Raw genomic sequence first — 21,676 nt, 5'->3', positions numbered from 1 at the left:
CGCGAATTACGTAGCGCCTTCGGAAGGTTCGTCAGTGGCGTCACCGTGTGACCTGTCCGAGGGACGATGGCACCGCGCACGGCGCCGGAAACACCCTGCGTACCCCCTTCTACCTGTATCCCCCTGCCGCGCACTGCCGCCGCAGCGACCAGGCTCTCGAAAGGACCACCGCATGACCACCACCGAAGCTGTCCCCGATAGCGACGTCGACCGCACGAAGGTCAATGCCGCCTCGGACTGTGATGCGACCCGGACCGCGAATTTCACCACCCGTCCGATGACCGGTGACGAGTACATCGAGTCGCTGCGCGATGATCGGGAGATCTGGTTTCAACGGGACCGGGTGAAGGATTCACCACGCATCCGGCGTTCCGGAACTTGATCCGGATGACCGCCCGCCTCTACGACGCGATTCGGCGCACCGGAACTCCCCGCCCGGTGCACCCTGCCGATGCGGGAGGAGGACCGGGCGTCCCCTCGCTCGTGCTCCGGGGCCGGGTCACCGGCCTCGGCGGGGCGATCATCGAGTTGTGGCACGCCGACGACGATGGCTACTACTCGCAGTTCGCCCCGCACCTGCCGCAATGGAACCTGCGCGGGACGATCGTCCGGCACCCGTGGCGTCCTGCGCACCTGCACCTGCTAGTCGAGAAAAGGAACACATGCACACCCTGATGGTCCTCTACGGCCGACCTGCCGACCCCGACGCCTTCCGCACGTATTACCAGGGCACCCACCTGCCGATTGCGCGCAAACTCCCGGGCGTCCGCGCGATCCGCCACACCGTAGACGTTGCGGCAGCCGAGGGAGCCACACCGTTTGTCGCGATCTTCGAGGCGGATTTCGACTCCGCAGAGGAGATGTTCGCGGCTCTCGCGTCACCTGAGGGTGCGGCAGCTCAGGCCGATGTACCCCACTTCGCCACCGGGGGAGTACAGATCCTCCACTTCGAACCGACCGCCACGTAACCGTTCAGCCACCACCACTTACGGGGTTCTCCGCCATCTGTTGCCGGCGGAGAACCCCTCTCGGCTGTCTGCACTGAGACGGAATCTGACCCGGGGTGCGAAAGAGTGAAGACCCTGAACCGGTTGTGTTCAGAGCCTTCACCGTCAGCGATCGCGTGCTACTTGGTCAGTGCTTCCTTGAGGGCCTTCGCAGCTGCGGCGGGGTCCTCGGCGCTGTAGATGGCGCCGCCGGCGACGGCGACGTCGGCACCGGCGTCACGGACGGCGGCGATGGTGTCGACCTTCACGCCGCCGGCGACGGAGAACGGGACACCGGCGATCTTGCCGTCGTCGAGGAGGGTCTGGATGGAGTACCCGGGCTGGGCCTGCTCGTCGAGGCCGGCGTGGATCTCGACGAACGCGACACCGAGCTTGGAGATCTCGCGGGCCCGCTCGACACGGTTCTCGACGCCGATCAGATCGGCGACGACCTTCTTGCCGTGCTTCTGACCTGCCTCGACGGCACCCTTGATGGTGGCATCACCGGCAGCGCCGAGGACGGTAACCAGGTCTGCGCCGGCGGAGAAGGCCAGGTCGGCCTCGAGGAAGCCGGCGTCGGCGGTCTTGAGGTCGGCGAAGACCTCCTTGTCCGGGTGCGCCGCCTTGATCGCGCTGATTGCGCTGAGGCCGGCGCTCTTGATCAGCGGGGTCCCGAGTTCGATGATGTCGACGTACGGGGCGACCTTGTTGGTCAGGGCCAGCGCGTCGGCGGTGGTGAGAAGGTCGACTGCAACCTGCAGCTTCGTCATGTGTTTCTCCTGGTTATCTTGTGATGGGATTCGTGGTCAGCCGATGTTGGCGTGGCGTTCCCACAGCCGCTCGGCGGTCTGGTCTTCATTGCTCCACAACGCCTGGAACAGTGCGTCGAATGCGAGGAGCACGGATTGTTCGAACAGGCTGCCCGCGTACTGGCGGGTGATGGCTGCGCTGTGGTCCTGCTTGTCGGCCGCCGGCAGGACCAGGACCTCGTCGGCGCGCCGGGCGAGTGGCGAGTCCATGGAAGTAGTGACTGCCAGGACCGAGGCACCCACCTTCTTCGCGGTATCGGCCGCGCCGACCACCGAGGCGGTGGTGCCCGACCCGGAGACGGCGATCAGCAGATCGCCGCCGCCGATGGCAGGGGCGGTGACCTCCCCGGCCACATGGACACGCAGGCCGAGGTGCATCAGTCGCATCGCCGCCATCTGGACGGCCAGGCCGCTGCGCCCGTTGCCGATCACGAACACTGCCCGCGCAGTCGTGATGAGCAAGCCGGCGCGGTCCCACTGTTCTGCGGCAACGGAATTGAGTAGGCGCTCGTTCTCGTCGAGCACGATGCGGCGCCCGTCACTGAACCGTGTGCGTGTCTGCTCGACGGTGACGGTCATGGTCCTCCTCGGTGGTAGCGGTTCGGGTCTGATCCCAAGGCTGCCGACCCCGGTGCGCTGGGGCACCCGGCCGGTCGGCGGGTTCGGGCTGGCCGCTTGGCCAGTGCCTTCTCGCGGCGACCAGTCATACGGTTGACGGGTGGTAAGCGTGGAGGACTCTGTTCGGTTGCAGGTCGATGCCTGGGTGGAGATGCGGAAGGTGATTACGGGACCGCTCCCGGACATCGCGGCCCGCTTCTCCCGGTTCCTGGGCCCATTGTGGTCGCACGATGCCTTGGTGATCTTCACCCGTGAATGCACCGGGCGCCCGCGCAAAGTTGCAGGTAACCGCGAGATCGTCGACCGGGTGACCATCGACGAACTCGACGAGATCAAACAATCCATCGAACCCGGTGGTGTCTTCGCCGGAATCCGTTCGCTGGGAGGTGGACGCCGCCGAGTCTGGGCGGTCCGCGACTCCGGCGACACCTTGCTCGTCCTGGTTCCGCGGCCATCTCGGACGGGCGCACCCGACCCCGATGGGGTCGCGGCGATGTTCGGGATCGTCGCGACCTCCATCCAGCACCAGGTGGCACAGGCCAGCCCCGACTATCTCGCCGAGTCACGGGCGGCGTCGAGTGAACGCGCCCGCACCATCGCCGAACTGACGGAGGTGCACGAGGCGACCCTGTCGTCGATCCTCGGAACTCTGCGCTCGAACGACCTCGACGATCGGCGGTCGCGCATCACGGCGAGCGAGACGGCATCGGCCGCACTGATTGCGCTGCGGTCGGCGGGTGCCGCCGATCGGGCCCTGTCCGAGGAGGCGGTCACCACGGCATTCGCCAGGTTGCAGGGCGAATTGCGACCTCTCTTGCGGCATCGGGAGGTCGACGTCGACTATGTCGACCCGCCGGCCGACGGCCGTCCGCTCCCTGGTGAGGTGGCGCATGCGGCGCGCGCGATGGTCCGCGCCATCGTGCTGGCATTCGGCGCACAACCGATGCTGCCCCGGCTGCGGATCGCGTGGGACTGCGACGGTGACAACGTCCTGATCGAGGTCCGTGACCAGGGGCCCGGAACCATCGACCGCAATGCACTGACTCGCCAACTGTCCGGACGCCTGCACACGTTGCGCGGCCGGATCGACATCGAGTCCATCGCCGGCTGGGGGAGCCGGGTGACGCTGACCATCCCCTTGGACCCGCCCGCCGCCCGTCCCGACGAGCATCTTCTGTCCACCCTGAACCCCCGCGAGCTCGAAGTCCTCGCTCACCTCGCGGTGGGCAAACGCAATCGTGCCATCGCCGAGGAACTCGGGATCAGCCAGAGCACCATCAAATTCCACGTCGCGAGCGTCTTGAAGAAACTCGACGTCGCCAACCGTGGGGAGGCCGGAGCAATCGGAATACGAGCGGGAATTGCACCTGGCGATGCGTATTCCGCGCCCGGCACCAGCTAGAGAGCCGAACTGTGATTCCGGTGGGGGCTTCGGCCACGAACTGGGCCAGCAGACGGTTGTCACATGCTGTCGAAGATGCGTTGTTCGGGGATGCCGGCGTTCTGCGCTGCGGTGACGGCGTCGAGGAGGTCGTCGGTGAGCTGCTCGAAGGTGGCCGATCGGACCAGTTCGGGGGGTCGGTCGCTCGGGTGGGTGGTCAGGAAGCTGTGCAGCATGGCGCAGGTGTCGCGTACGTGCTCGAGCGCCCGGCGTTGGTCGTTGTTCATCGACGGTCCGGCGGACGGCCGACGTTCGGCATCGGCGTTTTGTGCGGCGCCCTGGGCGAGCGGGCGTGGTCGACCGCCCTCAGCAGGTCGTGCGTGAGTCGCTTGTAGGTGGTGAGCCATCGGTGGTCGACGGGTTCGTCGCGCAGATACGCCGTCAGGGCGGTGGTGTTGTCGCCGGTATCCAACCATCGGCGTAGGTCGGTGGTGCGATCCTGGACGTGCTGTAACAATGTGTGTGTCGAAACGGGCATCGAGTCTCCTCCGGTACGGACTTCCCTTCGGCGAGAATGAATTTGGCGTTGCTGTGTGTTTTCCGAGGTCATTGTTACCCATACCGGTGCCCGGTGCCAGGTGTTTCCCCGGTCTACACCGTTGGAAGGCCACCGTGGAGGCACGCTTCGATGCGTGTGGGTGCCGGATTCCCTGCGCAGACCCCGCCCGGGGGCGCGCAGGTGCCGGCAGTGCCGAGCCCGGGCCGCCCGTGGCCGGAATCGGAAAACCCGGTCAACCCGGTACCGTCGCGGGGGTCCCGGGCGGACAATCGAGGAGTACATCACGGCCACGACCGAGAAGGAGTGGAGCGGTGAACCGAACCGAGCTCCCACAGACACTGCGGCGATCGTCGAAGGAGGTGCAGGCGGCCTTCGCGACGGCCCATGAGATGGCCGTTCGGCGGTACGGCGAGGGCGAGGAGGCCCAGCGAGCGGCGTACGGGGAGCTCAAACAGAGTTACGAGCTCGTCACCGACCACTGGGTGCCCAAGCAGGGCTGATTCTGTCGGTGCCGCACTGGTCGCCATCTCGGTCAGCACGGGAACGAGTGCGACACGAGTCGGCAACGTCGACCGGAAATGCCGCCTGTTCCCGCGCCGGGCTAGGACAATTCCGAGGATGAGCACTCCCGACGACTGGAACGCGAACATCATTGCCGAATTCCGGGCAAACCAGGGCCGAGTGGGTGGCCCATTCGAGGGCGCCCCGGTGGTGCTGGTTCACCACCGGGGCCGTAAGACTGGGCGCGATCGCGTGAGCCCGATGATGTATCTACCCGATGAGCAAGGTCCGGACACTATCTACGTCTTCGCTTCCAAGGCCGGTGCCCCGACCAATCCCGACTGGTACTACAACCTCGTCACCGCAGGTACGGCAGAGGTCGAACGGGGCACCGAGCAGTTCCCGGTGACCGTCGTCGAGGTGACCGGTGACGAACGGGATCGGATCTTCGCCGAGCAGGCGCGCCGGTATCCCGGCTTTGCGGAGTACGCGCAGAAGACCGCGGGTATCCGGACGATCCCCGTGCTGGCGCTGCGACGCGCGTGACCTCCATCAGATCGGGGCACGTTGCTGTCGAGCGCGGTCAGTCGGGGCGTGATTCGTCGAGCAGCCGTTCGAGGTAGTTCAGGTCCTGGCGGATCATGGCGATTGCTCGTGCGGGGCCTTCCGGGGTCGCCGACTGCGGATCCTGGTGGACCAAGGAGCGTACTGCCATGTCTGCGAGTTGAGTCGCGATTACTCGGTCGTCGTCTGCGTTGCCCGGCTGATGCCACCAGGCGATCCAGTTGAGCATGCCGATGACGGCCAGAGCTGCGGTTCGCGGATCGACCGGTCGCATCTCACCGGTGCGGATACCGTCTTCGACGACGTGAATGAATTCCTTGAGCACGTGTCGACGGCTCTGCTCGTAGTTACGTGAGATGTCTTCGGGTAGTTCGGCTTCCGATCGGACGATCAACTGGAATCGATCTGGGGCCTGCGCCTGATGCAGTGCGATGGCGGTGGCCATCTCGCGGAGCTTTTCCGTCGGACCCAGATCGGTGCGCTCGTTGATGGTATGTAGCAATGCGGCCGGTGTCTCAGTGCTCTCGCTGACCAGGCGGGAGAGGAGCTCGTCTTTGTTGGCCACGTAGTGATAGAGGGCCGGCCGTGTCAGGCCGGTTGCGTCGGCGATGTCCTGCAGTGTGGTGCTCGCGAATCCTCGTTCGGCAAACAGTCGAGTGGCCTGCTCGATGATCTGCTTTTCCACCAGCTCACGGCGGGGGTTGCTGCGGATGCCCGCGCTCTCGGTCGCAGTCTGATCGGTGGTACGGGATTTGCCCCGGCCTCGGGGTCGGCGCTCGTTCGCGGCCTCCTCGCTTGTCATGTCCGAAGGATAACCGGCGCTGGTCACTGGTCGCGTACTCATGTCGAGACCCGCAACCCGGAAAGCGCCGGATCAGCGTCCGACGTCGCCGGATCACGGAAGAACGCGAGGTGCATCCGTACGCTGGCCAAACCTGCTGCGACATCTGCGCGGCAGGAAGTGGGGGCCTCGACGACGACGACTGCGTCCGTGTGGTGACCGAGACGTTCGGCGAAATCGAGCCTGCTGAGCAGCGATGAGCGGGTGGGTGGGCCGGTGAGCCAGAGAGTTCGCGCGGTCGGTGCAGTCTCGACGAGTGCGGTGGCCTCCGGGCACCACGCGGAGTCGAAGTCGATGTCGAGCACTGTGGTGGTGGTGGCATCGCGCAGGTCCGGCGGTGCGATCCGGTGCTCGAATCGGCAGTCACCGTGGTCGAGCGGTTGCCCGATTGTCCAATCCGTGATGTCCGTGTCGGGGATCGCGTCGGCAGGCACGTCCGCGTAGCTCGCCAGGCCCTTCCGCACGAGCGCGGGCGCGGTGTCGTGGAATCGGTTGAGACTGACCTTTCCGGCGCGGGTCATGTAGGCGATGAGCAACTGTTCGACCGGAAGTGCCATCCGCTGCGGGAAGGACTCCCACCAGAGTTCGCTGCGATGCGCGATGCGCTGGAGGTATTCGACGGCGGGGCGGCGAGTTCGTTCGTATTGCGCGAGCGCTTCCTCGACGTTCGGGGAGGCGGTGAGTGCGTGATCGAGTGCGATGGCGTCCTCCATGGCGAGTTTGGTGCCCGAGCCGATGGAGTAGTGCGCTGTGTGGGCGGCGTCGCCGAGGAGTACGACGTTGCCGCTGTGCCAGTGCCCACACGTGATGGTGCGGAAGCGCATCCAGCGGGTGCGGTTACCGATCAGCGGGTGGTGTTGCAGAGTGTCGGCGAACGCTGCTTGCAGATAGTGCAGTGAGGTTTCGTCGCTGTCGAGCGGTGCTGTCTTCTCGGTGGATACGTCGAATCCTGCCCGCCGCCAGGTGTCCTCGTCGGTTTCGATGAGGAAGGTGCTGCGGTGTGGCGCGTATGGGTAAGCGTGTGCGACGAAGGTGCCGTGCTCGGTGGTGGCCGGTGTGAATATTGCGCTCGGCAGAGCGAAATCGGTTCCGCACCAGAGGTACAGGCCGGTGCCGGTGTCGATATGTGGATCGAAGCGGTCTGCGAGTTGTGTGCGCGTTCCGCTGTTGATGCCGTCGGCCGCGATGATCAGGTCCGCGTCGAGGTCGGCGATGTCCCGGCGTTCACCGAAGTGCAGTCGGACGCCGGCCTGCCGGGCTTGCTGTTGCAGTACTTCGAGCAGGGATGTGCGCGCGATCGCGAGGAGGTCGCCGTTCTGTAGGCGGGCGATGTGCTCGCCGACCTGCATCGACATGTCGTGCGGGTGTGCAGCGGCAACGATGGCCTCCAGTGATGCCGAATCGGCCTCGCGAAGATTGCGCTGGGTGCGGGAGGCGAGTCCGACGCCGAATCCGAATGTCTTGTCCGGGGCGCTCTGTTCGTACACCGTCACCTCGGCGTCCGGATGGCTGAGTTTGAGCAGTCTTGCGGCATACAGGCCGCCGGGTCCACCTCCGAGAACTGCGACTCGCTCGAGATTCATGGCAAACTCCAGTCTGTGTGACGTTTAAGTCGATTATTCTACGTTCATGTCGAACAAGTCAATGTGATGCGTTCAGTAGATGTCATGTGGCGAGTGATCGTCTTCGGGGCACGCCCGTGTGGACGTGCCCCGAAGGTGTTGATCGTCAACAGAACCGGGTGACGGGTGGTTCTACACGACCGCGCCGCGTGCATCGGCCTCGGCGAGCAGTTTCGCGGCTATCTCGGCGCGCAAACGCTTCTTGTCGATCTTGTTCACATTGGTGTGCGGCAAGGACGGCACCCATTCGAGCCGTTCCGGCCACTTGAACTTCGCGACACCGAGCTGAGCCAGATGGTCTTGAATGGCTTTCATCGACAACGGTTCTCCGGTGGTGGCCACCAGATATGCGCAGGTTTTCTCCCCGAGTCGGGGGTCGGGCATGGCGACTACCGCCGCGTTGGCGATACGGGGGTGTTCGAGCAGGAGAAGTTCGAGTTCCTCAGCGTTGATCTTCTCCCCGCCCCGGTTGATGAGGTCCTTGATTCGGCCCTCGATCGACAGGTACCGCTTTCCGTCGATGACGGTGAATGCGGCGAGATCACCGGTGCGGTAGAAGCCGTCGGATGTGAAGGCGTCCACGTTGTGTTCCGAGGCGTCGAAGTAGCCGGGGATCGTGTACGGGCCGCGGCAGCACAGTTCTCCGACGCCGCCGTCGGGGAGATCTATCTCGGTACCCGGCTCGAGGATGCGAATTTCGTCGTCGGACGCGATCGGGGTTCCCACGGTCGTCAGGCGAGCGTGGGTGGAGGAGTCGAGCGGGGTCACCGTCAACAGCCCTTCGGACATGCCGAACAGCTGACCTGCCCAGTGCCCGGCACCGTCGTCGACGCGGTCGAAAAGTTCGGGTGGAACCTTGGCGCCCGACAGCACGACGCGTCGGAGAGACGTGCGGGCCTTGTCGAAGTCGGGGGTCAGAACCGCCTGGTAGTGACCGTGTCCGATGAGGACTTCGGTCGCCGCCGTCCGTGCCATCAACTCGAACGCGGCGGGAGCGTCGGCGGTGGCCAGGACGAGGGACGCGCCGACGGAGTGCGCCGCGTGCAACCCACACGAGATTCCGGCGTTGTGGATGATCGGTATCAGGTGCGCCACGCGGCTGTGTTCGTCCCAGCCGAGCCGCTGTGCGTAGAGCAGGGCGTTGTTCCAGTATTCGGCGTGGATGCGCGGAATGACCTTGGGCACACCGGTGGTACCGCCGGACAGCTGGAACGCGACGACGTCGAGTGGGTCGATCTGCGCTTCGACCTGTTCGACCACGGCACGGGCTGCGGCGGGATCGGTTTCGGGACCGATGTCTTCCAGTCGGGTCACGCCCGGCTGATCCTTGCCCGCCTCGTCGCCGACGCTGATGATGTGCCGGATGCTGGGATGCCCGGCGGCGTGTTCGCGTGCGAACTCGACGAGATCGAATCCCGCGGTATGGGCCTCGACGATGTGCCCGACGGCGCCGACTTTCCGGCTGACGTGCCCGATCTCGTGCATGCGGTGCGCGGCCAAAGTCGCGACGGGGACCAGGCCTGCCTTGAGGCAGCCGTACCAGGCGAGGACGGTCTCCAGGCGATTGGTCAGCTGGAAGACGACCGGATCGAGCCGGTTGAACCCGAGCCGGACCAGTCCGGCCGCGACCTGGTCGGTCCGACGGTCCAGTTCGGCGAAGCTCATCGAACCCTCCGCACTGATCACCGCCGTTCGATCCGGGAACCGGGTGGCGATACGGTGCAGTCGCCGCCCGGTGGGATCGGCGCTCCACATCCCGCTTTCGCGGTAGTGCCTGGCCCGATCCGCTGGGAAGGTGACGAGGCGTCCGCCCCAATCCGAGAAGGTCACCGCAGTCCTCCTGCTTCCGGTGTCATCACGGGTTTCGTGGACATTATCGCTCCGCTATCGCAGGGAGGAGGCGGGCGATGTCGAGGGCGTGATCGGGGTGATCAGCGGGGACGATGCCGGAGTAGATGGCGGTCCAGCAGCCGGGGCAGCACAGCTGCCGGAATACGACGGGGGCGTCGACGTACTCGCGCGGATCGGAGGTCACCTGTGGTCCGGCGGTCGAGGAGGGGCCTTCGAACCGGGCGAGGTCGAGGGTGGCGTTGTTCTTGTCGTCTCCGAGCAGGCGTCCGCACTGGGCGCAGGCGATCGCGCGGGTGTCTCCGATCGTGACCTCTGCCAAGTTGTCGTCGAGTCTGCGAGCTCCGGTCAGGTCGAGCACGGGGGCATCGGACGGAGTAGCCCCGGAGCGGTCTCGGCGCTCCGTGCGCATCTCGTCTCGCCGATCCGACGTCCGGATCTCATCGACGTCTCCATCGGAGAGGACGACGCCGTAGACGGTCTCGGCACCGTGTTCAGTGACCTTGCCTTCGCGGAAGTCGGCTGAAACGGCGGCCGGGTCGCGCAGCAACGGATCACCGTAGCCGCCGCCGCCCTGCCAATGCATGTACAGCACCTCACCGGGTGCCACGTAGCTCTCGGCGTAGCACGCTCCCAGCTCACGGCCGCCGCCGAGATCGGTCAGGGCGTCGGGGATGCGGCCGGCGGCGAACTGTTCGACGATGTCGGTGCCGCGGGCGAGGACCTCGACGCCGGTGTTACCCGGGTATCCGCCTGCGAGACCGTTGTTCTGGGCGACGGCCTTGCCCGCCGACGCCAGTACCAGGCCCATCGGCAGGCTGGTGCCGTAGGGGGTGATCGCGATGGAGGCACTGACACCGCCGCGCTGCCGTCCGGGTCCGCCGGAGTCGGGTTCCTCGCGGCGCCAGAGGGTGAGTAGCGGGTAGAGGAACTCGGTCATCTCGGTGTCCGGGATGCGGCCCATCGGGATGCAGAAGAGGCCGCCGGTGTCCATGCCGTCGGCGGTGGGGCGTGCCCCGTAGCCGCCCGCCATCGGCTCCATCATGATGTTGAGGAACGGCACCGACTGTTCGGGGCGTTCGTCGAGGCCGGCGATCACGGCGGTGTCCCACGTGCCGCAGCACGCGGCCTGCACGCTCTTGCCGAGATCGACCGACCGGTCGAGCATCTGCGACAGGCATTCGGCAATCAGGGTGCCGGTGAGCCAGGCGGGTCCGATGGGTCCGCGGCTGACCGCGGCGGGGAAGGTGGCGTTGTTGATCGTGCCCTCTTCGGATACCAGGTCGAAGCAGCGCATCAGTCCGCCCGCGGACCAGGGGATGTCCCCGGCGAGGATCGGAAGCAGGGCGAGCATGACACCGCCGCGCATGCCCGCGTAGGTGCAGTTGATGACGCCGGTCTGCGGGTCGGTGCCGGTGAAGTCGAACGTGAGGTGGTCGGCGGTCTTGGTCATGGCCACGGTGATCTTGTGGATTCCGCGGTCGCCGGTGTGTGACTGATCCTGGTAGCCGGTGGCCTTCCAGGTGCCGTTGGGCAGCGAGGTGAGCTTGCCGCGCAGACGTCCCTCGGCGTCGGCCATCATCCGCTTCATCACGGCCTTGACGGTGTCGGCACCATACTGCTCGATCACCGCGAGCAGTCGGTTGCGGCCCACGGTGTTGGCGCCGATCTTCGCGCGCAGATCGAGCCCGACCAGCATCGGCACCCGCGAGCGGCGCACCCAGGCGTCGGAGACGTCGCGTTGCAGTTCGTAGTCGCGGACCACCTTGATGGGGGGTGTCGGCAGCGACTCGGAGAACACGTCCTTTGCGGAGGGGTCGAACGAGCCGAGCCCGGATCCGCCGAGATCGGGTTCGTGGCAGATGGCGCTGGTCCAGGCGAAGAGCTTGCCCTCGTGGAAGATTGGTTGGTAGACGATCACGTCGCTCTGGTGCAGTCCGCCGCCGACCCAGGGGTCGTTGCACAGGAACATGTCACCCTCGGTGATGCCCGGGTTGGTCGCGCGGTGCTGGAGGGTCCAGTAGATGGCGAGGTCGACGGCGCCGACGAGCATCGTGTTGTACAGGCCGACCTGCACTTCCTGGCCGATCTCGTCGCTGATCGCGAAGTCGAAGTCGTTGGCGTCGGTGACGATGGGGGAGCCGGACATGCGTTTGAGTGCTTCGCCCATTTCGTCGGTGACCGACCACAGCCGGTGCCGGATGACTTCGTAGGTCAGTGGGTCGAGGTTGTCGATGTGCTCCTGGGTGACGGTGTGGACTTCCAGCGTCGGGGGCAGCGATCGCGCGAGTGCGTCGGGGTCGATCGGTCGGCTCGAGAAGATTTCGGAGCCGGGGATTTGCATGGTCATCTTCGGTGCTCCTACTGGGCGACGATGGTGAGGTTGCCGAGGCGGTCGACGGTGCCGGTGGTGTCGTGGGGAACGACGACGGTGGTCGTCGGGACTTCGATGATGGCCGGGCCGTGCAGGACGTGTCCGGCGAGCAGTGTGCTGTAGTCGTAGACGTCGGTGTCGACGTAGCCGATCCTGCCGTCCAGGCACACTTTTCGGGTTCCGATATGTGCTGGTGTGGGATCGGCGGAGTCCGCGGACTTGACCTCTGGCAGCGTCGGGGAGAACGGCAGGAGGCCGGTGGCCCGCACACGGTAGGTGATGGCCTGGATTCCGGCCTCACGGAAGCCGCTGTCTTTTCCGTAGAGTTCGGCGTACCGCCGCTCGAAGAGGTCCGACGCGGCATGGATACCGGTGGCGTCGAGACTGCCGGCAGGCACCGCTGTCGCTACCTCCGCGAGTTGCATGGTGTAGCGCATGTCGATCTCGCGTTCGATCTCCACCCCGGTGAAGGTCAACCCCTGCCGGTTGAGTTGCTCGAGAACCTGGGCCTCGAGTTGGGCGAAGTTGCGCTCGGCACGGGCAGGATCGAGCGGCATGGCGGCCGGGTCGGACAATTCAGCGGCGAGGACGATGTTGGACGACGCCAATCCGTAGGCGGAGAACGCCGAGGCCACCTGCCCGAGCGGGACGATGACTTCCTTGACGCCGACCTCTCGGGCGTAGGCGGCGCAGTGGGCTGGGCCGGCACCGCCGAAGGCGTAGAGCACGAAGTCGCGGGGGTCGTGTCCCGCCTCGACCACCGTCTTGCGTAGCAAGTCACCGGTCTGCGCGTTCTGCACGGCGTAGATGGCCGCGGCCGCGTCTTCGACCGACAGCCCGAGGGGTTCGGCGATCCTGGTGCGGATCGCGTCCCGTGCGAGGTCCTTGTCCAGCGGCTTACGGCCGCCGAGGAGCCCGCGTTCGGGCAGGATTCCGAGCACCAGATTCGCGTCGGCGTTGGTCGGTTCGGTGCCGCCCTGGCCGTAGCAGGCCGGGCCGGGGACGGCCTGGGCGCTGTGGGGGCCGATCTGCAGATTGCCGCCGGGATCGACCCAGGCGATGGCGCCGCCGCCGGATCCGATGGCGTGCACCTCGAGGGTGGGGACGTTGATCGGGTGATGGTTGATGATCGTGCTGGACGCCCGGACGGGTTCGCCGTCGACAACGAGGCCGACGAGGAAGGTGGTGCCGCCCACGTCGGTGGCAATGATGTTGCGGTGGCCGAGTTGCTTGCCGAGGGATACCGCGCCGACCACACCACCGGTCAGCACCGAACCGACGGTGCTGATGGCGTTCTTCGGTGCCTCGGCCGCCGCGACGGCGCCGCCGTTGCTCTGCATCACCAGCAGTGGTCCGGCGAGTTTGCGTTCCCGCAGCTTCGACTCCAGCGAACCGAGGTAGTCCCGCAGCCCCGGCCCGATCTGGGTGCTCATGATGGTTGTCGCGTTGCGGGCGAACTCGCGGATGCGTGGGCTCACCTCACTCGACAGGGACACGAACACCGTCGGGTCGATCTCGTGGACGAGTTCGCGAATGCGCTGTTCGTGCGCGGGGTTGCGGAACGACCACAGCAGTGAGACCGCGATCGCGGTGATGCCGTCGGCGAGAAGCGCGCGGATGGCTCGACGGGCGGATTCTTCGTCGAGTGCGACGACGACGTTGCCGTCCCGGTCGAGTCGTTCGGTTACTTCCAGGGCATGCTTCTTCGGTACCAGGCCATGAGATTTGCTCTGCCCCATGACGTTTTGCAACTGTTCCGGTGAGCCACCCAGGTATCGGCCCTCGACGTTCATGATGTAGATGGAGTCGCGGTGGCCCTTGGTGGTGAGGAAGCCGACCGGGGGCACGTTGCCCGTGACGAGCGCGTTGAGCGACGACGTGGTGCCGTGCGCGATGTGGTGGGTGTTGGCGAGCATTTCCTCGATGGGGCAGCCCAATTGCTCGGCTAGTGCCTCGAGGACATCGATCACGCCGCGGGAGTAGTCCGGCGGCGTCGAGGGGGCCTTCGCGGCGAGAACAGTGCCGGCATCGTCGTCCAATACCGCGTCGGTGAACGTGCCACCGACGTCCACTCCGATCACAAATGCCATTGCAGCTGCGCTCCTTCGTGCTGGGGGGAATTCAGGGGACGGTGTGAGGTCATCCTCGAACACTCCTTACGTCTGTGTCGAGTATTCGACGTGAATGATGACATGTCAAGAGGCAACTGTGAGTGCAGTCACGTGCGTGAAGGGAATCGCGGTCAACCCATGCTCCGGCCACCCAGGTCTTGACGAATCGTCGTTGGCGTCGAATACTCGTCACAGACGTAAATCTACGTCCGACTCCACATCGGAAAGGTCACAACATGGGCATTCATCGCATCGGACTCGTCGTACCGAGTTCGAATGTGACGGTCGAGACGGAAATGCCGGCACTGCTCAACCGACATGCCGACGCGCGGTTCTCGTTTCACTCGAGCCGGATGCGGATGCAGTCCGTGTCCCCGGAACAGTTGCGGGCGATGAACGCCCAACGTGAGCGGTGCATCCTCGAACTCGGTGATGCCGGTGTCGACGCCATCCTCTACGCATGCCTGGTCGCCCTGATGTCGGTGGGGCCCGGAGAACATCAGCGGGTGGAGGGGCTGATCGCCGAGCAGCTGGCCACCGGCGGTTCGGAGGCGGCGATCCGCTCGAGCGCGGGTGCACTCGTCGAAGCCCTCCGCGCGGTCCATGCCGAACGGATCGTCCTGGTCACCCCCTACATGCGTCCCCTCGCCGAGCAGGTCGTCGCGTACATCGAGGCCGAAGGAATTCAGGTATCGGACTGGCGAGCCCTCGAGGTCGCCGACAACGCGGAGGTTGGCTGTATCCCCGGCGACCGGGTCATGGACGCTGCCCGATCGCTCGACCGCACCGGAGCCGACGCGCTGGTGATCTCCGCGTGCGTGCAAATGCCCTCACTCGACCTCGTCCAAGCGGCCGAAGACGAGTTCGGCCTGCCTGTTCTCTCGGCCGCCACCGCCGGCGTCTACAGCCTGCTGCGGGCGCTCGACCTTCCGGTCGACATCCCCGGAGCCGGTGGTCTCCTGCGTGCCGATGCTCCGGCCCCCGCCCTTCCGTAGCCCCGAACCCATTGGAGTTCACCATGTCCGAACTGCAACACACGGTCAAAGGCGTCGACCACGTCGCCTACCCGACATTCGACCCCGCCGCCACCGTCACGTTCTACCGCGACGTTCTCGGGTTCCCAGTCGTGCACTCGATCTGCGCGGCCGGCTGGGGCCCGGAGAAACACCCCGACTTCATCCATTTCTTCTTCGATATCGGCAACGACGACCGATTGGCCTTCTTCTACTACTTCGGACTGGAACCGTTCGACGGCGGCCCGCAGGGCGACTCGTACTCCCGATTCGGCGAGGACGTCCCCGTCTTCTTCATCCGCTCCCGCCACCTGGCAATCCACGTCGACAGCGAAGACGATCTGATGGAATACCGGCGCCGCTTGGACCACAGTGCGTGGCCAGTGGAGATGCAGATCCAGCACGAGACGATCGAGTCGATCTACACACACGACCCCAATGGCTACATGATCGAGATCACCCGGGCGTTGCGCCCGGTCACCCCGCAGGAAGACCTCGACGCCAATCTCACCATCGACGCCCTGGTCGACGTGGTGACCGGGCCGGACCCCAGCATGGCCGCGCTGCTCACCCGCAAAGCCGAACTGATCACCGAACGGGCAGCGGCCTGGCAGCAGGAGCAGGATTCGAAGGAGATGGCGACCCGATGACCACACTGTTCGTCCTCGACGTCCCCGAGAACGCGGCTGTTGCCGAGGTGGCCGGTCGCAACCCGGCGGTCACCGTCGACCACGTCGGACCCTACTTCCGAATCGTCTCCGACTCGGCCATCGTCATCGACCGCCGCGCCACCGGCTGCCGCCACGCCGTCTGGTACAGCAGCGTCGCCGGATTGGCGGGGTCCCGAATCACACAGTGGGACAAGGACGCCATGAGAGTCGAGCCGCAATGAGCGAGAGCACCCCCCGGCTCGGGGCCGGACGGTACATCGACGCCGCCCAGGCCCCCGACACCGCCGTCACGTCGGTGCACGAACTCCCGACCGCGGACGGAGCGAAGATCTCCGGTGTCCTTCGGGTGGTGCCCGGCGCACACACCGTCGTCGCGCTGATGCACCCGCGCCAGGATCTGACCCACCACGTGCTCGTGCCCGAACTGCTCGCCCGCGGATTCGCGGTATGGACGCAGGGCACCCGATCGGTCAACAACGACATCGCTCTAGTGCACGAGCAAGCCTTGCTCGATGCTGCGGCCGGGCAAGTGTTCCTGCGGGAGAAGGGTTTCGACCACGTCGTCACCCTCGGCCATTCCGGCGGCGGAACCCTCTTCGCGTTCTACCACCAGCAAGCCGGTTTGCCGTCGGGGGAGCGGTTGACCCATACCCCCGCGGGTAGACCCATCGACCTGGCCGAGGCCGAGATGCCCCGGCCCGACGCGGCGATATTCATGGCGCCGCATCCCGGTCAGGGTGCACTGCTGCTGCGGCTGATCGACCCGTCGGTCGTCGACGAGTCCGACCCGCTCTCGGCAGATCCGGACCTGAATCCGTTCGATCCTGCGAATGGATTCGCCGAACCACCCCACAGTTCCTCCTACTCACCGGAATTCATCACCCGCTACCGCCAAGCGCAGCACGACCGCATCGCCCGCCTCGACACCATCGCCCGGCGACGCGTCGATGAAGCCGCCGACGCGCGCCGCCGGTACAAAAGCACCGCCGATCCAGCGGATCGCCGCGCTGCCCTCGCACCCCGCGTCCTCACCGTCTATCGCACCGATGCGGACCTGCGGTTCGTCGATCTATCGCTGAACCCGAACGAACGCCCTTACGGGTCACTGTTCGGCCGGCGACCCGACCTGACCAACTACGGACTCGTCGGCTTCGGACGCCTCGCCACGCCGGACGCCTGGCTGTCGACCTGGTCCGGACTCAGCAGCAACGCCGACTTCCTCCGCTGCGCCCCGACGGTGACCGCACCGACACTGTTCGTCGAACTCACCGGAGACCAAGCCTGCTTCCCCGACGACGCCAAGACGATGTGCGATGCGCTCGGGTCGACGGACAAAACCCACGTCCGCGTCGCCGGCACCCACTTCGGCGGACCGATCCGCGACGGCGCACCCACCGGTGCCAGCCTCGCCGCCGCCGACATCGGCGCGTGGCTGACAACCAGATTCCCGTAGACAGACACCACAACTCGATTTTCCGGACCTCGCGCCGCAGTGACCTGACTTGTTCCGGAGGCCACCGCGGTCGTTGGTCTGGGCTACCCTCCGAGCGGAGAAACCGATGCGTGCCCGAATTCCACCCACAGCCCCCGTTGTCGGGCTCTGCCTGATGGCCCTCGTCCTCGAGGGATACGACCTCCTCATGTACGGAACAGTGGTTCCGTCACTGCTCCAGTACACGCCCTGGGACCTCGACGCCACCGACGTCGGGATGCTGGGCTCGCTCACCGGCATCGGCATGCTCGTCGGCGCCCTTCTGGCCGCGGCAGTTGCCGATCGGTGGGGACGCCGCCGCACCCTCCTCGCCGCCGTCGTCATGTTCTCCACAGCCATGGGTGCGTGCGCGATCGCACCCACCCCCGAGGTGTTCGGGGCGGGACGCTTCGCCGTCGGACTCGGCGCCGGTGTCCTCATGCCCACCGCCGCCGCCACTCTGCTCGAATTCGCCGAACCCCGTGCCCGGGCCCGTTCCGTGGCCGTGGGGTTTGTCGGCACCTGCATCGGCGGCATACTCGCCGGAGTGCTTTCCCTGTGGCTGGTGCCCACCCACGGCTTCCGATCGATGTTTCTCGCCGGCATAGTGCCGGCGCTGATGTTCTTGCCCCTGATGCTCGCGTACCTCCCGGAATCACCCGACTACCTCGCTTCCCGCGGAGAACATGCCGCCGCGGCAGCGATTGCCGACCGGTATCGCCTCGCACGCACCGCCGCCCCGACTTTCACCACGCCCAGTCGGGAACGTGGCCTACGCGCACTCTTCGGTATCGACCGCACTGTCACGACCCTGTTGTTCTGGTGCATGACGCTGCTCTGTTTACTCGTGTTGTTCGGCGTGGCGACCTGGCTTCCCGCGCTGATGAAATCGGCCGGATACCCTCTGGGCGCGTCCCTGTCTTTCCTCCTGACCCTGAACATCGGAGGCGCCCTCGGCGCCCTCGGCGGCGCTGTGCTCGCTGACCGGTACGGGATCAAACCCGTCACCGCAGCATTCTTTTTGTGCGCCGCGATTGCACTGCTGCTCGTTACCACCGCTCCGCCGTTGGCAGTCGTCTACTTGTTGGTGTTGCTCGCCGGAGTCGGCACGACCGGCACCCAGATCCTTCTCAACACATTCATCGGCAGTTCGTACCCTGCGACGAGCCGTGCCACAGGACTGGGTATGGCTTTGGGGGTGGGCCGGATCGGAGCGATCGTCGGCCCCACCTACGGTGGTGTCCTTGTCGCGATCGGGACCGGAACCAACTGGCAACTGGTGGCTTTCGCGGCACCGGCCGTCGTCGGTGCCATCCTGACCGTGCTCGTTCCTCAGCGCACACCGATCCACCGATTCGCTCAGACCCAGCGTCCCTCCGCGGCCGCAAATGTCGATCGGAAAGCCGTTTCATGACCATCGGGCCAGGAGTGGCGCAGATCACAGTCGGATATAGGATGTTCTGCGACATGACGAAGCTGCTCATCGCGATGACCGGGGCGCGAACGATGGACACCTCCGGCAACCTGTTCCGCGCGAAACAGTAAGGGGTCGCACAATGGCACGCCTGCAGTCGCTCAACGTCGGCATGCCGAAAGACGTGCCCTGGCAAGGCCGGACCGTCCACACCGGCATCTTCAAGTACCCCGTCGACGGTCCACGCATGGTCCGCACGCTCGACATCGACGGCGACGGTCAAGGCGACCTCGACGGTCACGGCGGCGAAATGCGTGCCGTACTCGTCTACCAATGTCAGTCCTACGACTTCTGGCGGCGGCATCTCGATCGCGACGATCTCGAATACGGTCAGTTCGGTGAGAACTTCACCGTCGACGGCCTGCCCGACGACGAGGTGCACATCGGTGACCGCTATCGCATCGGTGACGCCGAGTTCGAGGTCACTCAGCCACGCGTCACTTGTTATCGGGTCGGAATGCGCCTGGGTGAACCCGAGATGCCGGCACTGCTCGTCGCCCACCACCGGCCCGGGTTCTACTTCCGGGTCATCGCCGAAGGCCAGGTGCAAGCCGGCGACGAGATCATCCGCACCCGGATCGGCCGACACCGCATGAGCGTCGCCGCGATCGACGCGCTGCTCTACCTACCCGACCGGGACATCGGCCAACTCCGGAAAGCAGTGGACATCCCCGCGCTCAGTCCCGGCTGGCAGCGATCTTTTCGCGATCTGCTCGACGCCGCAGAGCATCAGTCAGGTGCCGGCGAGCCGCCCGTCGGCGCCGAACGGGACGGCTGGGCCGGCTTCCGGCCGCTGCGCGTCTCACGAATCGTCCCCGAAAGCACAACCGTGGCGTCGATCCACCTGGCACCAGACGACGACGCCCCCTTGACCCGGCCGAAACCCGGCCAGTACCTCACCCTCCGCGTCGCCGGCGCCGCCGACCCACCACCGGTCCGCAACTATTCGCTGTCCGCCGCCCCGTCGGACGACGAGTACCGCATCAGCGTCAAACGCGAGACCCACGGCCTCGTCAGCACCTATCTCCACACGCAGTTACGCGTCGGCGACACCGTCGACGTCGCTTCTCCGCGTGGTGATTTCGTCCTTCCCGAAGACCACGACGACACCACGCCCGTGCTCCTGCTCTCGGCCGGCGTCGGGGTGACCCCCGTTCTGGCGATGCTGCATGCACTCGCCGCAGCCCACAGCAAGCGCGACATCTGGTGGCTGCACACCGCCCATTCAGCCGCCGAACACGCTTTCGCGGCCGAAGCGCACCGGCTGCTGACCAGCGTCGACCGAGGTCACGAACACGTCTATTACACCGCCCAGAGTCCGACGGAGAGCCTGGATCCGCCGGCCATCCCCGGCCGCATCAACCGCGAAGCCTTGGCCGCCCTGGCCCTGCCCGCCAACGTGACCACCTACCTGTGCGGTCCCAACGCGTTCATGGCCGCGCTGCGTGAGGCACTCATGCACATCGGTGTGGAGTCCGAACGCATCCACACCGAGCTGTTCGGCGCACTCCCGGCCATCAACCCTGGCCTCACCGACGCCACCCACACCCCGCCGCCGCACCAGCCCCCGGGACCCGTCGGCACCGGGCTGCGCATCACGTTCACCCGCAGCGGACTCACCGTGCCATGGAGTGATGAGTACGGCACAGTCCTCGATTTCGCCGAAGCCTGCGACGTTCCGACCCGCTGGTCCTGTCGCACCGGCGTGTGCCACACCTGCCAGACCCCGATCCTCTCCGGGACCGTTCGATACCGGCCGGACCCCCTGGAGCCCCCGACGCCGGGCACGACGCTCTTGTGCTGCTCGCAACCCGAAACCGACCTCGTTCTCGATCTCTGACAAGCCGCGGGGCCTCCCTGGCTACTCGTCCGCAGTCGTCAACTCACGGATGGACACGGCTTCCGTGGATACGGATGCAGCATCGATCAGAGCTTGCCCCGGTCGACGACTCGCAAGGTGGGGAAGCGCCGCACGCAAGCGCTCGGCGTGTTCAGCGTTCGCCACGTGCCAGTCCAGACGAATCACTTCGATGACGGCGCCGTCATCGGTTCCCATGACCCGGTCGACGTTCAAGCTCGCTGACACTGTGAGCGTGGCAGACTCGGCTATCGCGACCTCGCCGAGCAGCCGATGTACTACCAGCGAGGCAGCGGCAAGACCGGCGAGCATGTGCTCGACAGGGTTTGCGCCGGAATCGTGCCCGCCGTATCGCGGCGCTTCGTCGATCGTCAGCTGCCTGCGCGGTGACCGTCGCGCCATGGCTCCCGAGCAGCGCGTGTACGACCAGTTGCTCAGGTCGGGAAGAAGTCACCGGACCGCCTCGTAGAAGTATGCGGCGGCGTGCGCACCCGGGTTCAATGCGCCCGCCAGCCAGTCCGAGCGCATCCGCACCAACGGCGTGGACGTCGGGGCAATGAACTGTTCGTCACCGAGGTGGCGATGGCGGACGAGATCGCCGCAGCGGGCGATCTCGTGAAGGGCACGTCCGCGACGCCCTGCTGACCCGGATGCGCGAGCAGTGGCGCACCGACCTGGCCGCCGACGGCCTGGGCGCCGACGCGGTGGCGGCGCGGGTGGCCCGCGGCAACATCCTGTTCGACGCACCGGAGGTGATCATCCCGAACCAGATCAATAATGTGCTGGCCTTCCCCGGGGTGTTCCGGGGTGCGCTCGATGCCGGTGCCCGCCGGATCACCGAAGGTATGAAGCTCGCCGCCGCCGAGGCAATCCTCTCGGTCGTCGGTGACGAGCTGGCTGTAGACAAGATCGTTCCCAGCCCGCTCGATCCTCGCGTCGCCCCCGCTGTCGCGGAGGCAGTCGCCGCCGCTGCTC

The 21,676-nt window shown here is 66.2% G+C and carries 21 protein-coding genes and 3 pseudogenes; 14 read left to right on the top strand and 10 right to left on the bottom strand.

Translation table 11 applies throughout. The features are described 5' to 3' along the window. Positions 1-172: 172 nt before the first annotated feature. The 3 genes and pseudogenes from AZG88_RS20120 to AZG88_RS20110 form a co-directional block, all read left to right on the top strand. Positions 173-465 (top strand): annotated as a pseudogene (locus tag AZG88_RS20120) (4-hydroxyphenylacetate 3-hydroxylase N-terminal domain-containing protein); the annotation flags it as partial. Continuing rightward, positions 416-609 (top strand): annotated as a pseudogene (locus AZG88_RS20115) (dioxygenase family protein); the annotation flags it as partial. The pseudogenes AZG88_RS20120 and AZG88_RS20115, both read left to right, overlap by 50 nt. Before the next feature lie 53 nt (positions 610-662). Then, positions 663-968 (top strand): EthD family reductase, encoded by a 306-nt coding sequence (locus AZG88_RS20110; RefSeq protein ID WP_061698704.1) that lies wholly within the window; start codon positions 663-665, stop codon positions 966-968. A gap of 158 nt (positions 969-1,126) precedes the next feature. Here AZG88_RS20110 and hxlA read toward each other — a convergent pair whose 3' ends face one another. Then, positions 1,127-1,756: a 3-hexulose-6-phosphate synthase gene (gene hxlA / locus AZG88_RS20105; RefSeq protein ID WP_005242427.1), complete on the bottom strand. Its 630-nt coding sequence runs from the start codon at positions 1,754-1,756 to the stop codon at positions 1,127-1,129. 36 nt (positions 1,757-1,792) lie between these two features. Then, positions 1,793-2,374 (bottom strand): 6-phospho-3-hexuloisomerase, encoded by a 582-nt coding sequence (gene hxlB, locus AZG88_RS20100; protein WP_061698703.1) that lies wholly within the window; start codon positions 2,372-2,374, stop codon positions 1,793-1,795. 148 nt (positions 2,375-2,522) lie between these two features. Here hxlB and AZG88_RS20095 point away from each other — a divergent pair, with 148 nt between their 5' ends. Next, a complete protein-coding gene (locus AZG88_RS20095) occupies positions 2,523-3,815 on the top strand; it encodes a helix-turn-helix transcriptional regulator (protein WP_082833403.1) in 1,293 nt (430 codons plus the stop codon). A gap of 59 nt (positions 3,816-3,874) precedes the next feature. Here the strand turns inward: AZG88_RS20095 and AZG88_RS20090 are convergent, their stop codons facing one another. Together AZG88_RS20090 and AZG88_RS20085 are read right to left on the bottom strand one after the other, a co-directional pair. After that, positions 3,875-4,081: a hypothetical protein gene (locus AZG88_RS20090; RefSeq protein WP_005242421.1), complete on the bottom strand. Its 207-nt coding sequence runs from the start codon at positions 4,079-4,081 to the stop codon at positions 3,875-3,877. After that, entirely contained in the window at positions 4,078-4,332 is a 255-nt protein-coding gene (locus AZG88_RS20085) for a hypothetical protein (protein WP_025432724.1), read from the bottom strand. Before AZG88_RS20085 ends, AZG88_RS20090 begins: the two co-directional genes overlap by 4 nt. A gap of 332 nt (positions 4,333-4,664) precedes the next feature. Between AZG88_RS20085 and AZG88_RS20080 the strand changes: the two genes are divergently transcribed. Both AZG88_RS20080 and AZG88_RS20075 read left to right on the top strand, forming a co-directional pair. Continuing rightward, positions 4,665-4,853: a ChaB family protein gene (locus AZG88_RS20080; protein WP_025432723.1), complete on the top strand. Its 189-nt coding sequence runs from the start codon at positions 4,665-4,667 to the stop codon at positions 4,851-4,853. Between the two features lie 118 nt (positions 4,854-4,971). Then, entirely contained in the window at positions 4,972-5,400 is a 429-nt protein-coding gene (locus AZG88_RS20075) for a nitroreductase/quinone reductase family protein (protein WP_061698702.1), read from the top strand. A gap of 37 nt (positions 5,401-5,437) precedes the next feature. Here the strand turns inward: AZG88_RS20075 and AZG88_RS20070 are convergent, their stop codons facing one another. From AZG88_RS20070 to AZG88_RS20050, 5 genes are all read right to left on the bottom strand, one after another. Next, positions 5,438-6,220: a TetR/AcrR family transcriptional regulator gene (locus AZG88_RS20070; protein ID WP_197436388.1), complete on the bottom strand. Its 783-nt coding sequence runs from the start codon at positions 6,218-6,220 to the stop codon at positions 5,438-5,440. A 38-nt stretch (positions 6,221-6,258) separates the two neighbouring features. Then, on the bottom strand, positions 6,259-7,842 hold the full coding sequence (locus tag AZG88_RS20065; RefSeq protein ID WP_061045822.1) for an FAD-dependent monooxygenase: 1,584 nt from the start codon (positions 7,840-7,842) through the stop codon (positions 6,259-6,261). Between the two features lie 171 nt (positions 7,843-8,013). Then, entirely contained in the window at positions 8,014-9,711 is a 1,698-nt protein-coding gene (locus tag AZG88_RS20060; RefSeq protein WP_061698701.1) for a (2,3-dihydroxybenzoyl)adenylate synthase, read from the bottom strand. Positions 9,712-9,754: 43 nt separating this feature from the next. Continuing rightward, complete coding sequence (locus AZG88_RS20055; RefSeq protein ID WP_061045820.1) at positions 9,755-12,079, bottom strand: hydantoinase B/oxoprolinase family protein; 2,325 nt, start codon at positions 12,077-12,079, stop codon at positions 9,755-9,757. An 11-nt stretch (positions 12,080-12,090) separates the two neighbouring features. Then, positions 12,091-14,193: a hydantoinase/oxoprolinase family protein gene (locus tag AZG88_RS20050; protein WP_005242408.1), complete on the bottom strand. Its 2,103-nt coding sequence runs from the start codon at positions 14,191-14,193 to the stop codon at positions 12,091-12,093. A 257-nt stretch (positions 14,194-14,450) separates the two neighbouring features. On the opposite strand from AZG88_RS20050, the gene AZG88_RS20045 reads away from it, so the two are divergent. The 7 genes from AZG88_RS20045 to AZG88_RS20020 all read left to right on the top strand — a co-directional run bounded on the left by AZG88_RS20045 (position 14,451) and on the right by AZG88_RS20020 (position 20,683). Next, on the top strand, positions 14,451-15,209 hold the full coding sequence (locus tag AZG88_RS20045) for a maleate cis-trans isomerase family protein (RefSeq protein ID WP_061698700.1): 759 nt from the start codon (positions 14,451-14,453) through the stop codon (positions 15,207-15,209). Positions 15,210-15,232: 23 nt separating this feature from the next. After that, entirely contained in the window at positions 15,233-15,877 is a 645-nt protein-coding gene (locus AZG88_RS20040) for a VOC family protein (RefSeq protein WP_025432720.1), read from the top strand. Next, positions 15,874-16,119 carry a hypothetical protein gene (locus tag AZG88_RS20035; protein WP_025432719.1) on the top strand — a complete coding sequence of 82 codons (246 nt, stop codon included), beginning with the start codon at positions 15,874-15,876 and terminating at the stop codon, positions 16,117-16,119. The genes AZG88_RS20040 and AZG88_RS20035 overlap by 4 nt, the downstream gene beginning before the upstream one ends. Continuing rightward, positions 16,116-17,351 (top strand): hypothetical protein, encoded by a 1,236-nt coding sequence (locus AZG88_RS20030; protein ID WP_061698699.1) that lies wholly within the window; start codon positions 16,116-16,118, stop codon positions 17,349-17,351. The genes AZG88_RS20035 and AZG88_RS20030 overlap by 4 nt, the downstream gene beginning before the upstream one ends. Before the next feature lie 106 nt (positions 17,352-17,457). Beyond that, positions 17,458-18,783 (top strand): MFS transporter, encoded by a 1,326-nt coding sequence (locus AZG88_RS20025; RefSeq protein ID WP_061045816.1) that lies wholly within the window; start codon positions 17,458-17,460, stop codon positions 18,781-18,783. Then, positions 18,780-18,914: a hypothetical protein gene (locus AZG88_RS55055; protein WP_269455050.1), complete on the top strand. Its 135-nt coding sequence runs from the start codon at positions 18,780-18,782 to the stop codon at positions 18,912-18,914. Before AZG88_RS20025 ends, AZG88_RS55055 begins: the two co-directional genes overlap by 4 nt. Before the next feature lie 11 nt (positions 18,915-18,925). Next, positions 18,926-20,683, top strand: coding sequence for an MOSC and FAD-binding oxidoreductase domain-containing protein (locus tag AZG88_RS20020; protein ID WP_061698698.1), 1,758 nt, complete (start codon positions 18,926-18,928; stop codon positions 20,681-20,683). 21 nt (positions 20,684-20,704) lie between these two features. On the opposite strand, the gene AZG88_RS20015 is transcribed toward AZG88_RS20020, so the two are convergent. After that, positions 20,705-21,013, bottom strand: coding sequence for a hypothetical protein (locus AZG88_RS20015; protein ID WP_226955507.1), 309 nt, complete (start codon positions 21,011-21,013; stop codon positions 20,705-20,707). Positions 21,014-21,462: 449 nt separating this feature from the next. Here AZG88_RS20015 and AZG88_RS20010 point away from each other — a divergent pair. Then, positions 21,463-21,676: pseudogene (locus AZG88_RS20010) on the top strand (malic enzyme-like NAD(P)-binding protein); the annotation flags it as partial.

The organism is Rhodococcus sp. LB1, assembly GCF_001583455.1.
In the GTDB taxonomy this organism is placed as follows: Bacteria; Actinomycetota; Actinomycetes; order Mycobacteriales; family Mycobacteriaceae; genus Rhodococcus_F; species Rhodococcus_F opacus.
The sequence above is the reverse complement of the archived record's forward strand: the minus strand, read 5'-3'. Positions and strand labels throughout refer to the sequence as shown.

What these genes read in the sequence shown, in the direction of transcription:
- AZG88_RS20075 (WP_061698702.1), top strand. Translation starts at nt 4,972, where the DNA reads ATGAGCACTCCCGACGACTGGAACGCGAACATCATTGCCGAATTCCGG.
- AZG88_RS20035 (WP_025432719.1), top strand. Translation starts at nt 15,874, where the DNA reads ATGACCACACTGTTCGTCCTCGACGTCCCCGAGAACGCGGCTGTTGCC.
- AZG88_RS20055 (WP_061045820.1), bottom strand. Translation starts at nt 12,079, where the DNA reads ATGACCATGCAAATCCCCGGCTCCGAAATCTTCTCGAGCCGACCGATC.
- AZG88_RS20065 (WP_061045822.1), bottom strand. Translation starts at nt 7,842, where the DNA reads ATGAATCTCGAGCGAGTCGCAGTTCTCGGAGGTGGACCCGGCGGCCTG.
- AZG88_RS20090 (WP_005242421.1), bottom strand. Translation starts at nt 4,081, where the DNA reads ATGAACAACGACCAACGCCGGGCGCTCGAGCACGTACGCGACACCTGC.
- AZG88_RS20015 (WP_226955507.1), bottom strand. Translation starts at nt 21,013, where the DNA reads ATGCTCGCCGGTCTTGCCGCTGCCTCGCTGGTAGTACATCGGCTGCTC.
- AZG88_RS20045 (WP_061698700.1), top strand. Translation starts at nt 14,451, where the DNA reads ATGGGCATTCATCGCATCGGACTCGTCGTACCGAGTTCGAATGTGACG.
- AZG88_RS20070 (WP_197436388.1), bottom strand. Translation starts at nt 6,220, where the DNA reads ATGACAAGCGAGGAGGCCGCGAACGAGCGCCGACCCCGAGGCCGGGGC.
- AZG88_RS55055 (WP_269455050.1), top strand. Translation starts at nt 18,780, where the DNA reads ATGACCATCGGGCCAGGAGTGGCGCAGATCACAGTCGGATATAGGATG.
- AZG88_RS20025 (WP_061045816.1), top strand. Translation starts at nt 17,458, where the DNA reads ATGCGTGCCCGAATTCCACCCACAGCCCCCGTTGTCGGGCTCTGCCTG.
- hxlA (WP_005242427.1), bottom strand. Translation starts at nt 1,756, where the DNA reads ATGACGAAGCTGCAGGTTGCAGTCGACCTTCTCACCACCGCCGACGCG.
- hxlB (WP_061698703.1), bottom strand. Translation starts at nt 2,374, where the DNA reads ATGACCGTCACCGTCGAGCAGACACGCACACGGTTCAGTGACGGGCGC.
- AZG88_RS20030 (WP_061698699.1), top strand. Translation starts at nt 16,116, where the DNA reads ATGAGCGAGAGCACCCCCCGGCTCGGGGCCGGACGGTACATCGACGCC.
- AZG88_RS20050 (WP_005242408.1), bottom strand. Translation starts at nt 14,193, where the DNA reads ATGGCATTTGTGATCGGAGTGGACGTCGGTGGCACGTTCACCGACGCG.
- AZG88_RS20110 (WP_061698704.1), top strand. Translation starts at nt 663, where the DNA reads ATGCACACCCTGATGGTCCTCTACGGCCGACCTGCCGACCCCGACGCC.
- AZG88_RS20040 (WP_025432720.1), top strand. Translation starts at nt 15,233, where the DNA reads ATGTCCGAACTGCAACACACGGTCAAAGGCGTCGACCACGTCGCCTAC.
- AZG88_RS20020 (WP_061698698.1), top strand. Translation starts at nt 18,926, where the DNA reads ATGGCACGCCTGCAGTCGCTCAACGTCGGCATGCCGAAAGACGTGCCC.
- AZG88_RS20085 (WP_025432724.1), bottom strand. Translation starts at nt 4,332, where the DNA reads ATGCCCGTTTCGACACACACATTGTTACAGCACGTCCAGGATCGCACC.